Consider the following 12405-nt stretch of genomic DNA (forward strand, 5'->3'; position numbering starts at 1 on the left):
CAACCGACGGATAAGGTCGACCGCAGGTGGCACCGGCGGCCGGACACGTCGCGAAGCGTTGCGCCTATAGCGATTCCACGCGGCGTTGCAAGCTTGTGCGCGGACTGGCAGGGTCCACCCTCATAAGAGCAGGGGGAGAATGCCAATGGAAATGGTGATGTTGCCGGTCGCTTTGGTGACCGCGGGCGGTTCCGCGCTGATCGCGTTGTGGCTGGCGATTCGCGTCGGCCAGGTGCGCACCCAGGCCAAGGTCAGCATCGGCGACGGTGGTGACGAGCGATTGATCTGCCGGATGCGCGCGCAGGCCAATTTCGTCGAATATGCGCCGTTCATCGTCATCCTGATCGGCTTGATCGAATTCACCGCCGGCACATCGACCTGGCTATGGGTGGCAAGCGCGCTGTTCCTGCTGGCGCGAATCGCCCATCCGCTGGGCATGGACGGGCTGAAATATGCACGCACGACCGGCACGGTGGTAACCTTCGCGCTGCTGCTTGGCCTGGGCGGCTATGCCATCGCGCTGCCGCTGATCGCGATGCAGCAGGCGCCCGTCGGCGATCCGGTCGAGGCGGTCGTGCCCAGCGGCGGCTGAGAGCTTGTTTGAAATTCGCGAAAGAGCGAATTTCCCAGGCCACCGGTTACTCCGCGAGTGCTGCGTCGCTGACGAACGGGTTGTGCGCCCGCTCATGGGCGAAATTGCTCATCGGGCCGTGTCCCGGAATGAAGGCGGTGTCGTCGCCCAGCGGCCACAGCTTGGTCGCGATCGACTGGAGCAGCTCGGCATGGTTGCCGCGCGGGAAATCGGTCCGGCCGACCGATCCCTGGAACAGCACGTCGCCGACCAGCGCCAGTTTCGAGTCGGGATGGTGGAAGATGACATGCCCCGGCGTATGGCCGGGGGTTTCGTAGACGTTGAAGGTGAGTTTGCCGACGGTGACGGTGTCGCCCTCGACCAGCCAGCGGTCCGGTACGAACGCCTTCCCGCCCATGATGCCATATTTGGCGCCGTCCTCGGCCAGCGTCTCGAGCAGGAACAGATCCTCGCGGTGCGGCCCCTCGATCGGCACGCCCAATGCCTCGGCGAGCGGCTTGGCTTCGCCGCAATGGTCGAAATGGCCGTGCGTGAGGATGATCTTCTCGACCGTCACGCCGTGATGCGCCGCCGCCGCCTTCAGCTTGGGCAAGTCGCCGCCCGGATCGACGAACGCGCCCCGCATCGTCTCGGTGCACCACAACAGGGTGCAATTCTGTTGCAATGGAGTGACGGGGATGATCGCGGCGCGCAGCGGGGGATTAGCCATCCATGCGAAATGGTCGCGCTGCGCGTCTCCGTCAATCGAAGAGGGAGAATCTTCGGTGCCCGGATGCGAACGCGGCCTTTTCTTGGGGCTTCATAGCATCGGCGAAGGCCTGTGAGGCATATGAGGTTCTGCGGTCTCATGCCGGGGGTAAGGCCGCCGGCACCTCCAAAGCCTCCCAAGCGAGGTACGGTGCTCAACTGACGCGCTTGATGCGACGCTGAGCCGTCAGGCTTGTCGCCGCCGTTCTTTGCCCGCCATTCCCTTTCGGACTTTTCGGGGGCGGAGCAGGCGGGGAGGCCGCGTGCCGCTCCCGCGCCGACCGGAACGCCAAGGATACTGGCACTCGGCCGTACATCCACGCTACATGGCGAGGACGATGTCGATGCCGATCAAGGACTCTCCCCCCGTTTTGTCTGGTATTCTGTCTGGCCCCTTTGTCCTGCTCGACGATGCCCGTGACGGTGGCGCACCTGCGCGGCTGTATCGCGCGCCGCTGCGTATCGTCCGCGCCGATCGAGCGGTGGATGTGCCGGCCGCCCTGGCCGAGCTCAAGGCCGAGCGCGCGGCGGGACGCGATGCGGCCGGGTTCATGGCCTATGGCGCGGGTGCGGCACTTGAGCCCCGGCTCGCGGGGCTGGTGCGCGAAGCGGGGCAGGCGCCCCTGCTGTGGTTCGGCATTTTCGGCGCGAGTGAACGGATGGATGGTGACGGGGTTGCAGCGCTGCTGCCCGATCCGGCCGGCGCCTGGCTCGGCGCGCCCGAGCCGCGCATCGATCGCGTCGCCTATGACGCGGCGATCGCGCAAGTGCTTGGCCTGATCGGCGCGGGAGACATCTACCAGGCCAATCTGACCTTTCGCGCAAGCGTCGAGGCGATCGGCCATCCGCTTGCGCTCTACGCCGCGATCCGGTCGCGTGCCCGGGCCGGTTATGGGGGAGTCGTCTGGACCGGGGAGGAATGGCTGCTGTCCTTTTCGCCGGAACTGTTCTTCTCGCTCAAGGCGGGTGCGCTGACCGCCAGGCCGATGAAAGGCACGGCAAGGCGCGGCGTCACGCCGGAAGAGGATCGCGCCTTGGCCGCGACGCTGCGAACGGACGCCAAGCAGCGTGCCGAAAACCTGATGATCGTCGACCTGATGCGGAACGATCTGACGCGTGTGGCGGAGCCGGGCAGCGTCGCCGTGCCCGCATTGTTTGCGGTGGAGGGCTATCCCACGGTCCATCAGATGACATCGACCGTCACTGCGCGACTGCGGCCCGGTCTCGACGCCATCGACGTGCTTGGCGCGACTTTTCCGTGCGGTTCGATTACCGGCGCTCCGAAAATCCGTGCGATGGAGGTGATCGATGCAGTCGAGGTCGATGCGCGGGGTGCCTATACCGGGTCGATCGGCTGGATCGGCGCGAATGGCGACGCGGCATTCAACGTCGCGATCCGCACGCTCCGGCTGGATCCGGACGAGAGCGCCACGACCATGAGGGCGACGATCGGGCTCGGCTCGGGCATCGTCGCCGATTCGCGCGCCGACGAGGAATGGGACGAATGCCTCGCCAAGGGGGCATTCGTGACCGCCGGCCAGCGCGGCTTCGACCTGATCGAGACGATGGCGTTCGATCCCGAGATCGGATTGCCGCTGCTCGAGGGTCATCTGGCTCGGATGAAGGCCAGCGCGACCCTGTTCAGCTTCACCTTCGATCGCCATGCGGCGCGCAACGAATTGCAGGCCGCGACCTTCCGCTTGCGTACCGCGCGCCGGGTCCGGCTGATGCTGGCGAAGAGCGGGGCGATCGCGATCGAGGTAGCGCCGATGCCCGAGCCGCGCACCACGCCGATGCAGGTCGCGATTGCCCCGCTGCCGGTCGCGCCGCACGACTTCCGCCTGCGCCACAAGACCAGCGACCGGGGCTTTTACGACGCGGCGCGGCGCCAGTCGGGCGCCGATGAGGTGTTGTTTACCGATCCTGCCGGCTTCCTGACCGAGGGCAGCTTCACCTCGATCTTCGTCGAGCGCGACGGCATGCTGGTCACGCCGCCGCTCGCGCGCGGGTTGCTGCCCGGTGTGTTGCGCGCCGATCTCATCGCCAGCGGCCGTGCGATCGAGGGCGAATTGAGTACCGCCGACCTGGCCGGCGGTTTTCTGCTCGGCAATGCACTGCGCGGGCTGTTTTCTGCCATTGTTGCAGTTGCGAAATCGAACAAGCACGGTCTATAGCCGCGCCGCTCCCCTGAGCCGCTCGCGCCTTGAGCGGCTTCCCAAGCGAGGTTCGTTTCATGCAACCATCCGCCGCGCTCGCCCGCATCAAGCCTTCCCCCACGCTCGCGATTACCTCGCGCGTCCAGGAACTGCAGCGCGAGGGCGTCGATGTGATTGGCCTCGGCGCCGGCGAGCCCGATTTCGACACGCCTGAATTCATCAAGGAAGCCGGGATCAAGGCGATCCGCGACGGCAAGACCAAATACACCAATGTCGACGGCACGCCCGAGCTGAAGGATGCGGTGATCTTCAAGTTCAAGCGCGACAACGGCCTGACCTATGCGCGCGACCAGATCACGATCAATGCCGGCGGCAAGCATACCCTGTTCAATGCGATGGTCGCGACGATCGATGCTGGCGACGAGGTGGTCATTCCGGCGCCCTATTGGGTCAGCTATCCCGATGTCGTGCTGTTTGCGAACGGTACGCCGGTGTTCGTCGAGGCGGGCCCGAAGCAGAATTACAAGCTGACCCCGGAACAGCTCGAAGCGGCGATCACCCCGCGGACGAAGTGGGTCATCCTCAACTCGCCGTCCAACCCGACCGGCGCCGCCTATTCGCGCGCCGAGCTGAAGGCGCTGGGCGAAGTACTCGAACGCCATCCGCAGGTGTGGATCTTCGCTGACGATATGTATGAGCATATCATCTATGACGGCTTCGAATTCACCACCATCGCCGAAGTCTGCCCCTCATTGTACGATCGCACGCTGACCGCGAACGGCTGTTCCAAGGCCTATGCGATGACCGGCTGGCGGATCGGTTTCGCTGGCGGCGCTCCCTGGCTGATCAAGGCGATGGCCAAGCTGCAGTCGCAATCGACCTCCAACCCCTGCTCGATCGCGCAGGCCGCCTCGGTCGCGGCGCTGACCGGCGACCAGGCGTTCCTCAAGGACAATGCCGCCAAGTTCCAGTCGCGCCGTGACCTGGTCGTGTCGATGCTCAACCAGGCAAACGGCATCACCTGCCCGCGGCCCGAGGGTGCCTTCTATGTCTATCCGGAATTCTCCGCGCTGATCGGCAAGACCACGCCCAAGGGCAAGCTGATCGATACCGACGAGGCATTCGTCGCCTATCTGCTCGATGATGCGAAGGTCGCCGCAGTGCAGGGCGCGGCGTTCGGCCTCTCGCCGGCGATGCGCATTTCCTATGCGACATCGGAAGATTTGCTCCGCGAGGCGTGCGAGCGCATCCAGACGGCGTGCGCGGCCGTACGGTAATCGCCCCTACGGTAATCGCCCCTACGGTAATCGGGTGTTGGTTCCGTCTTGTTGAACGAGTGCGGATGAACGGATCAGTCAGCGGGCGTTAACGCTGGGTTTCGCAAAGGCACCTTGCAACGGCGCGGGACAATCCCGACCTGCGCATCGTCGACGGACCGTATTTTCGGCGCCGTCATTGGGTTTTGGCCCGCGCGGTGCGACGCGGGTCCATGAGGTAGTTTATGCGTAGCATCCTGAAATCGGGTTTCCTGTGGCAGTTCATCGGCGGTTTCGCGCTGGGCGCGGTCGGCGTGTTCACGCTGCAGCCCGCCGCGACCGAGACTCCGGCGACGCCCGTCGCGGCGACGGCGCCCGCTGCGCGCTGATCCCTATTGGCGGGCATCCGGGCCGCTACCCTATCCGTAGTTGATGTAACCGGACCGCACCCAGATCCGTATATGAAGTAAGAGCGCGCGTATCGGCGCTCTTCACGAGGCGGATTTCATGAACAGACTGACCATCGCTGCTGCACTTGCCGTCACACTGAGCGCGTGCGGCAGTGCCAATGCTGAACGTGCCGTGCCGATTCCGGCGGCGGTGCAGGATGTGCCCAGAGCCAATGGGCTGCAGACCGCGGTGCTCGCGGGCGGCTGCTTCTGGGGCATGGAGGCGGTGTTCGAACATGTGAAGGGCGTGCGCAATGTCACCGCCGGCTATGCCGGCGGCAGTGCGGCGACCGCGACTTATGACCAGGTGTCGACCGAGACGACTCGCCATGCCGAGGCGGTGAAGATCGTCTATGATCCGGCGCAGATCAGTTACGGTACCTTGCTCCGGGTCTATTTCTCGATCGCGCACAACCCGACCGAGCTCAACCGCCAGGGCCCGGATACCGGCCCCAGCTATCGCTCCGCGATCTTCCCGCAAAACGCTGCACAGAAATCTGTCGCAGCCGCCTATATCGCACAGCTCGGGGCGGCAAAGCTGTTCCCGAAACCGATCGTGACCAAATTGGAGGGCGGCGGCTTCTTTCCGGCCGAGGCCTATCACCAGAATTTCTTCGACCGAAACCCGACCCATCCGTACATCGTCAATATCGACAAGCCCAAGCTGGCGGCGTTCAGGGCCGGTTTCCCTTCGCTCGCTCGGTAGAGCAGCATTCCCTTTCCCCCATTCGGGATTCCCTCTTTCCGTTCGGGCTGAGCCTGTCGAAGCCCAAGCGCCGCGCATGCCCTTCGACAGGCTCAGGGCGAACGGAGGTGGTGAACGAACTCAGCTCGGAAAAAACGACCCGGTCTCGCTCACGCCGCCAGCGGGAAACGCAGCATCCGGTTGTCGACCGGCAGCATTGCCTCGGCCCCCGCGCCGATCGCGCGCACGATTTCCGGATGATCGGCGTCGAGCCCGCCGGTCAGCGAACCGAAAGCGGGCAGGATCAGCTTGGTCGCGGTCGCCACGAAGCAACGGCGCGACACATGGCGCCCGCGCACGGTGATGCGGAATTTCGGATGGAAATGGCCTGACAGTTCGGGCCGGGTCTCGCCCCGCTCGGCTTCGTGGCGCAACACCAGGCCGTCGATCGCCGCCTCATCGACCACATCGCCGCCGCAGCGATCGATCAGCACGCGGTCGTGATTGCCGGTGATCCAGGTCCAGCGACGCGTCGCGGTCAGCCTACGCAGCATCGCCGCGGCATTGTCGGGCAGGCGATCGCATCCGGCCGAATCGTGGAAACTGTCGCCCAGGCACCAGATTTCGGCCGCCCGCGTTTCCTCCGCCACCGCGGTCAACGCAGCCAGGGTCGCGATCGAATCATAAGGCGGCAGCATCTGCCCGCGGGCCGCGAACCAGCTCGCTTTCTCGAAATGCAGGTCGGCGACCAGCAGGGCGCGCCGTGCGGGCCAGAACAGCGCGCCTTGCGGCAAGGCACAGAGATCATGACCGGCGAACGAAAAGGGAACCATGGCCTTGCTATGCCGTGACTTTTCCCAATGTTCAACTTGGCGATCAACGGGTTGCTTGAAATCGCTTGCGCTGCAGTGCAACAGGCGTAGAGCGCGCCGTCCCAACGACAGGCCAAAAGATGTCCTCCGGTACAGACACTTCCGGGCATTCCCCTCTTTCCCGGCCCGACATTTCCCGACCGGCAACGATCGCACTTGCGGTCGGTGCGATCGGCGTGGTGTTCGGCGATATCGGCACCAGCCCGCTCTACGCCTTTCGCGAGGCGCTGACGCAATCGGCGCGCGACGGGATCGATGCCAGCGAGATTCTCGGCGTGCTCAGCCTCGCCTTGTGGTCGCTGATCCTGGTCGTCACGATCAAATATGTCATTTTCCTCACTCGCGCCGACAATCAGGGCGAGGGCGGCGTGCTCGCTTTGACCGCACTGGCGCGGCGCGCGCTGGGCCGGCGCTCGCGGATCGCGCTGGTGCTCGGTGCGGCCGGCGCTGCGCTCTTTTATGGCGATGCGATCATCACGCCTGCTTTGTCGGTGCTGTCGGCGGTCGAGGGACTGCGCACGCTGCCGGGTATCGGGGCAATGGTCGATGAACGGCTGATCCTGACGCTGACCATCGTGATTCTGGTCGCCTTGTTCGTCATCCAGTCGCGCGGCACGGCCAGCGTTTCGAATCTGTTCGGCCCGATCTGTATCCTGTGGTTCCTCGCGATCGGCGGGCTCGGGCTGTGGCATATTGCCGACGAACCCTCGATCCTGCGCGTGATCTCGCCGCATTATGCCGCCTATTTCCTCGCCAATCACGGTGTCACCGGCCTGTTCGTGCTCGGCGCGGTGTTCCTGACGGTGACGGGTGCGGAAGCGCTGACCGCCGATATGGGCCATTTCGGCCGCGTGCCGATTCAGCTTGGCTGGTTCATGCTGGTCTTTCCCGCGCTGATGCTGAACTATCTCGGCCAGGGGGCTTTCGCGCTGAATGCGCTGGAGACGGCGCAGGCGGCGGGCACCCCCTTCACCAATCAGGACTGGTTCTTCCTGATGGCCCCGGACCAGTTCCGGCCCTGGCTGGTCGGGCTGTCGATGCTGGCGACGATCATCGCCAGCCAGGCAGTGATCACCGGTGCCTATTCGCTGACCCAGCAGGCGATCCAGCTCGGCCTGTTGCCGCGCCTGCGCGTCCGTCAGACCTCGGCGCGGCATTCGGGGCAGATCTACCTGCCCTCGATCAACTGGCTGCTGCTGGCCGGCGTGCTGGTGCTGGTCACCCAGTTCCGCAGTTCGTCGGCGATGGCTGCGGCGTACGGCATCGCGGTGACCGGCACGATGGTCGTCACCACCTGTCTTGCCTATATCGTCGTGCGGCACCGCTGGAACTGGCCACGCGCCACAGCGATCCTCGTGGTCACGCCGTTCCTCGTCCTCGACCTGATCTTTTTCGGCGCGAACATCCTGCGCGTGATCGAGGGCGGCTGGGTGCCCCTGGTGGTCGCGGCGATCATCGCGCTGCTGATCTATACCTGGGTGCGCGGGCGCGGCATCGTGCGAATGTTCGAGCAGCGCCAGAGCGTACCGCTGGCCGACCTGGCTGCGGCCCTGTCGCGCCGCCCGCCGGAACGCGTCGAGGGCACTGCGATCTTCCTTACTGCCAATCCGGACAGTGCGCCGGGTGCGCTGCTGCACAATCTGAAGCACAACAAGGTGCTGCACGAACGCAATCTGGTGGTCAGCATCCGCACCGCCGACCGTCCGCACGTGCCCGATGAGGAGCGCGTGGCGATGACCGAGGTCGACGCCAATTTCGCCACTGTCATCCTGACCTATGGGTTCATGGATTCGCCGGATGTGCCGAGTGATCTCGGCTTTGCGCCACCGGGCGTGCGCATGCCGATGAATCCGGCCAAGACGAGCTATTTCATCGGCCGCAACACGATCAAGCCCGCCGCGAAACAGGGCATGCCGCTCTGGCAGGACCGCATCTTCATGTTCCTGCAACGCAACGCCAGCGACCCGACCGACTTCTTCAAGATTCCGCCGGGTAAAGTGCTGGAATTGGGCGAGCAAGTGACGGTCTAGAGCGGTTTCGAGTTGAGCTGATCCTCTCTCTTCCGTTGCCCTGGGCTTGTCGAAGGGCTGACCAGGATCGGCTACCGGCGGATACTCGAACGGGCGGCGCGGGAGCATCGCCCGGACCTGCATTGAGGCAGGCGGACGGTGCATCCACCGCAAACGGAACGCTACCTGATCGTTCGGCGGCAGGAGATCGGCGGTTCGGCTGCGCTTTGGCGGCACCGTCATCCCGGCACCGTAATGCCGTCGGTTGCCGCAAACCCGGCACTCGCCGCGTTTCGGGCGGCGCTTTCAGCCGGAAATGGATAGGGAAGCCTTGCGAATCACATAAGTGCATGCTTATGTGTCGGCATGATAGAGAATGACATATTCAAGGCTCTGGCTGACCCCACCCGCTGCGCGATCTTCGAGAAGCTGGCGACCGGCAGCATGAACGCCAGCGCTTTGCGCGACGGCATGAAGATCAGTCAGCCTGCCATGTCCCAACACCTCTCGGTTCTGCGGAGCGCGAGACTGGTACGGGAGGAACGACAGGGGCGCTTTGTGAACTACGAGGTCGATCCGGAAGGCTTGGCACTCATAGCCGGATGGCTGGCGAAATATCGCGCTTACTGGCCCGCGCGCATCGACGCTCTCAAAGCTCTGCTGAAGGATATGGATCAATGACCGACAGAAAGACCGACGATCATGACAAGGGCATTGAGCTTGAGTATGAAATCGATGAGCCGCCGTATAAGGTCTGGCGCGCGATAAGCATTCCGGAATTCCGGGAGAACTGGCTGCCGAAAGAGGCATTGGCCGATCCGGAGGCTACCTCTCTCACGCCGGGGCACGAGGTCCGCTACCGGATGCGCGAAAGCGATCCGCCATTTCTGGAAAGCGTGGTCATCTTTCGGATCGCCCCCAGCGCGACGGGCGGAACCTGTCTGCGGATCATTCACGAACTTGTGGACGCTCGGTTCGATCGGATGACCCGCGCCGCCGCAAACAATAACGGCCTGATCCTCATGCTCGCCGCCTGACGCGGCGAGCCTCCCTTTGAATTCTGGAAGATTGGAATTCGCCGATGCGCGAAGCGATGCAGCTCGTCCCTATGGTCGTAGAGCAATCAAGCAGAGGGGAGCGATCATTCGATATCTATTCCCGCCTTCTTCGTGAAAGGATCATCTTCCTCAACGGCGAAGTGAACGACACGGTGTCCGCGCTCGTGTGCGCGCAATTGTTGTTCCTCGAAGCGGAAAATCCCAGGAAGCCAATCAGCCTCTATATCAATTCCCCCGGCGGCATGGTGACGAACGGCCTCGCGATGTATGACACCATGCGCTACATCCGCGCCCCGGTGCATACGCTCTGCATGGGGACAGCCCGCTCGATGGGATCGTTCCTGCTGATGGCGGGTGAACCCGGACAGCGGGCGACGCTGCCCAATGCGAGCATCCTCGTCCATCAGCCATCCGGTGGCTTTCAGGGGCAGGCATCGGACATGCTCATCCATGCCGAGGAAATCAAACGGACCAAGCACCGATTGACGCGCCTTTATGCCGAGCATTGCGGACGCAGTTATGAGGAATTTGAACGCGCGATGGATCGCGACCGCTTCATGACCGCGGAGGAATCTCTGGAATGGGGTTTGGTCGATCGTATCCTGCAGGTCCGGGAAGAAAACCCGGACGCAACGGCATAAGCATAGCCCCGGATTTAAATGACCTGTTCATGCGTCGAGTTGTTGGACGCACTCGGCGGCGACAAGACAGGCGGCAAGTGTTTCCACCACCGGATGATCCCGGTGACCGACGATCCCGACACATCGCGATTGTCGGCCTCGGTCAACGAGGACCTGCGCCGGGGATGCAAGGGCACGGCTTGCCTCGATGAAGTCGCCTGATTCAACACGACGATCGATTATGACATTGCGGCGCGGGACGGAGCGCCGCCGGCGTTCCGTTCCTGCTCTTTCTCAGCTTGAAGATTATGGGAGGCCGCTGGCTGTTATTGCGGCAGAACAGCCAGCGTCGTTCGCTGTTACTGGCTGTTCCGCTGGCCGTTAGCTGGCTGTTAGCTGGCTGTTATCCGATAACAGCCAGCTCCGGATCAACCTGTTGTAAATAAGCCGTAAATCCGGTCCAGAAATCCAACTTAACAGCCAGCAAAAAAATATTCCGCAAGAACAGCCAGGAACAGCCAGCAATCGCTTATCCGGCGTACACCTTGACCAGGTCGTAGAGATAGGCCCGGCCGTCATAGAGCGATTTGACGCGGATTCGCTCGTTCAGGCCGTGAATGCCGTTGAAGTCGGGATCGACGAAGATCCCCGGCACGCCGTACACCGGGATGCCGATCGCCTGGAAGAAGATGCCGTCGGTCGCGCCGGTCGACATCAGCGGCAGCATCGGCACGCCGGGGAAATGCTTCGCGGCGACCGCCTTGGCCGGGCCGACGATCTTCGGATCGAGCGGCGGCGGCACGGCGGTCGGGCGGACCGGCAGGTTCATTGTCACCTTGACCTTGGGCCCGGCCAGCTCCTTGAGCTTGGCGAGCGTCGCCTCGACCGTTTCGCCGGGGAAGACGCGGCAATTGATGTTCGCCGTCGCGCGTTGCGGCAGGGCGTTTTCGGCATGGCCCGCGGCGAGCAGGGTCGCGACGCAGGTCGTGCGCAGCGTCGAATGCATCGTCTTGTCGCGGCTGACCAGTTTGTCGGCTTCGGCATCGTTCGGGTTGGCGAGCAGGCGGTTGATCGCATCGCCGAGCGGGCCCGGCGTGGATTGCGCGGTGGCGGTGAAGAAGGCGCGGGTGGTGTCGGTGAACTTGATCGGGAATTCATAGCCGCGCACCGCTTCGATCGCGTCCGCCAGTTCGTAGATCGCATTGTCGGGCACCGGCTGCGAGCTGTGGCCGCCGGGGTTGGTCGCCTCGAAGGTGTAATTCTGCGCCGCTTTCTCGCCGACCTGGATCGCCAGGACCTGCGGCTTGCCGTCGGGGCCGGACCGTCCGCCACCGCCTTCGTTGAGGACGAATTCTGCTGCGATCAGGTCGGGCTTGTTCTTGGCCAGCCATTGCGCGCCGTTCCACGCAAAGGTCGTTTCCTCGCCACAGGTCAGCGCCAGCTTGATCGTGCGCTTCGGCTTGTAGCCGCTGGTCTTGAAACGGATCATGCTGTCCGCCCAGATCGCCGACATGCCCTTGTCGTCGACCGTACCGCGGGCATAATAATAGCCATCCTCTTCGGTGAGCGTGAACGGGTCGCGAACCCAGTCCGCGCGCTTGGCCTCGACCACATCGAGATGGCCAAGCAGCAGCATCGGTTTCAGCTTCTTGTCGCTGCCGGGCAGGATCGCGACGATGCCGCCATCCTTGGGATGGTCGGGGACCGAGAATTGGGTGATGTCGGCGTCGGTATAGCCCGCCGCCTTCAGCCGCGTCGCAATCTGTGCCGATGCCTGGGTGCAGCTGCCGGTCGACAAGGCGGTGTTGGTTTCCACCAGCTCCTTGTAGAGGTCGAAAAAGCGCTGCTGGTCGGGGGTCAGCGCCTCCGCGCTTGCCAGGCCGGGCTGCAACGCCAATGCCGCCGCCAAGCCGATACCGCCGATACGCGCCAATGCCCTCATACCCTGTCCCCGAAAAACA

General features: G+C 63.9%; 13 protein-coding genes. 10 read left to right on the top strand and 3 right to left on the bottom strand.

The features are described 5' to 3' along the window. Window positions 1–151: 151 nt before the first annotated feature. Window positions 152–592 carry an MAPEG family protein gene (locus H3Z74_RS21375; RefSeq protein WP_187764462.1) on the top strand — a complete coding sequence of 147 codons (441 nt, stop codon included), beginning with the start codon at window positions 152–154 and terminating at the stop codon, window positions 590–592. Window positions 593–638: 46 nt separating this feature from the next. Here the strand turns inward: H3Z74_RS21375 and H3Z74_RS21380 are convergent, their stop codons facing one another. Next, the gene (locus tag H3Z74_RS21380) at window positions 639–1301 is read right to left on the bottom strand and encodes an MBL fold metallo-hydrolase (RefSeq protein WP_187761514.1); all 663 of its coding nucleotides are present in this window, start codon (window positions 1299–1301) and stop codon (window positions 639–641) included. Between the two features lie 382 nt (window positions 1302–1683). Here H3Z74_RS21380 and pabB point away from each other — a divergent pair, with 382 nt between their 5' ends. From pabB to msrA, 4 genes are all read left to right on the top strand, one after another. Further along, window positions 1684–3513 carry an aminodeoxychorismate synthase component I gene (pabB, locus tag H3Z74_RS21385; RefSeq protein WP_187764463.1) on the top strand — a complete coding sequence of 610 codons (1830 nt, stop codon included), beginning with the start codon at window positions 1684–1686 and terminating at the stop codon, window positions 3511–3513. Between the two features lie 59 nt (window positions 3514–3572). Then, a complete protein-coding gene (locus H3Z74_RS21390) occupies window positions 3573–4772 on the top strand; it encodes a pyridoxal phosphate-dependent aminotransferase (RefSeq protein WP_187761515.1) in 1200 nt (399 codons plus the stop codon). Between the two features lie 224 nt (window positions 4773–4996). Next, window positions 4997–5140: a hypothetical protein gene (locus H3Z74_RS21395; RefSeq protein ID WP_187761516.1), complete on the top strand. Its 144-nt coding sequence runs from the start codon at window positions 4997–4999 to the stop codon at window positions 5138–5140. Window positions 5141–5258: 118 nt separating this feature from the next. Beyond that, window positions 5259–5906, top strand: a complete 648-nt coding sequence (msrA, locus tag H3Z74_RS21400; protein ID WP_187761517.1) for a peptide-methionine (S)-S-oxide reductase MsrA — start codon at window positions 5259–5261, stop codon at window positions 5904–5906. A gap of 149 nt (window positions 5907–6055) precedes the next feature. Here msrA and pdeM read toward each other — a convergent pair whose 3' ends face one another. Beyond that, the gene (gene pdeM, locus H3Z74_RS21405; RefSeq protein ID WP_187761518.1) at window positions 6056–6718 is read right to left on the bottom strand and encodes a ligase-associated DNA damage response endonuclease PdeM; all 663 of its coding nucleotides are present in this window, start codon (window positions 6716–6718) and stop codon (window positions 6056–6058) included. A 119-nt stretch (window positions 6719–6837) separates the two neighbouring features. Between pdeM and H3Z74_RS21410 the strand changes: the two genes are divergently transcribed. The 5 genes from H3Z74_RS21410 to H3Z74_RS21430 all read left to right on the top strand — a co-directional run bounded on the left by H3Z74_RS21410 (window position 6838) and on the right by H3Z74_RS21430 (window position 10666). Next, entirely contained in the window at window positions 6838–8787 is a 1950-nt protein-coding gene (locus H3Z74_RS21410; RefSeq protein ID WP_187761519.1) for a potassium transporter Kup, read from the top strand. A gap of 345 nt (window positions 8788–9132) precedes the next feature. Then, entirely contained in the window at window positions 9133–9447 is a 315-nt protein-coding gene (locus H3Z74_RS21415) for an ArsR/SmtB family transcription factor (RefSeq protein WP_026188300.1), read from the top strand. Continuing rightward, a complete protein-coding gene (locus tag H3Z74_RS21420) occupies window positions 9444–9803 on the top strand; it encodes an SRPBCC family protein (protein ID WP_187761520.1) in 360 nt (119 codons plus the stop codon). Before H3Z74_RS21415 ends, H3Z74_RS21420 begins: the two co-directional genes overlap by 4 nt. Window positions 9804–9847: 44 nt before the next feature. Next, on the top strand, window positions 9848–10465 hold the full coding sequence (locus H3Z74_RS21425; RefSeq protein WP_187761521.1) for an ATP-dependent Clp protease proteolytic subunit: 618 nt from the start codon (window positions 9848–9850) through the stop codon (window positions 10463–10465). Window positions 10466–10507: 42 nt separating this feature from the next. Continuing rightward, a complete protein-coding gene (locus tag H3Z74_RS21430; RefSeq protein WP_229726725.1) occupies window positions 10508–10666 on the top strand; it encodes a hypothetical protein in 159 nt (52 codons plus the stop codon). Window positions 10667–10973: 307 nt separating this feature from the next. On the opposite strand, the gene H3Z74_RS21435 is transcribed toward H3Z74_RS21430, so the two are convergent. Further along, on the bottom strand, window positions 10974–12386 hold the full coding sequence (locus H3Z74_RS21435) for a M20/M25/M40 family metallo-hydrolase (protein WP_187761523.1): 1413 nt from the start codon (window positions 12384–12386) through the stop codon (window positions 10974–10976). Window positions 12387–12405: the final 19 nt, after the last annotated feature.

The sequence above is a fragment of the Sphingomonas alpina genome, from assembly GCF_014490665.1.
Taxonomy (GTDB): Bacteria; Pseudomonadota; Alphaproteobacteria; order Sphingomonadales; family Sphingomonadaceae; genus Sphingomonas; species Sphingomonas alpina.

Coding starts and splice junctions, on each gene's coding strand:
- pdeM (WP_187761518.1), bottom strand. CDS start 6,718: ATGGTTCCCTTTTCGTTCGCCGGTCATGATCTCTGTGCCTTGCCGCAA.
- H3Z74_RS21395 (WP_187761516.1), top strand. CDS start 4,997: ATGCGTAGCATCCTGAAATCGGGTTTCCTGTGGCAGTTCATCGGCGGT.
- H3Z74_RS21410 (WP_187761519.1), top strand. CDS start 6,838: ATGTCCTCCGGTACAGACACTTCCGGGCATTCCCCTCTTTCCCGGCCC.
- H3Z74_RS21415 (WP_026188300.1), top strand. CDS start 9,133: ATGATAGAGAATGACATATTCAAGGCTCTGGCTGACCCCACCCGCTGC.
- H3Z74_RS21425 (WP_187761521.1), top strand. CDS start 9,848: ATGCGCGAAGCGATGCAGCTCGTCCCTATGGTCGTAGAGCAATCAAGC.
- H3Z74_RS21375 (WP_187764462.1), top strand. CDS start 152: ATGGTGATGTTGCCGGTCGCTTTGGTGACCGCGGGCGGTTCCGCGCTG.
- msrA (WP_187761517.1), top strand. CDS start 5,259: ATGAACAGACTGACCATCGCTGCTGCACTTGCCGTCACACTGAGCGCG.
- H3Z74_RS21380 (WP_187761514.1), bottom strand. CDS start 1,301: ATGGCTAATCCCCCGCTGCGCGCCGCGATCATCCCCGTCACTCCATTG.
- pabB (WP_187764463.1), top strand. CDS start 1,684: ATGCCGATCAAGGACTCTCCCCCCGTTTTGTCTGGTATTCTGTCTGGC.
- H3Z74_RS21420 (WP_187761520.1), top strand. CDS start 9,444: ATGACCGACAGAAAGACCGACGATCATGACAAGGGCATTGAGCTTGAG.
- H3Z74_RS21390 (WP_187761515.1), top strand. CDS start 3,573: ATGCAACCATCCGCCGCGCTCGCCCGCATCAAGCCTTCCCCCACGCTC.
- H3Z74_RS21435 (WP_187761523.1), bottom strand. CDS start 12,386: ATGAGGGCATTGGCGCGTATCGGCGGTATCGGCTTGGCGGCGGCATTG.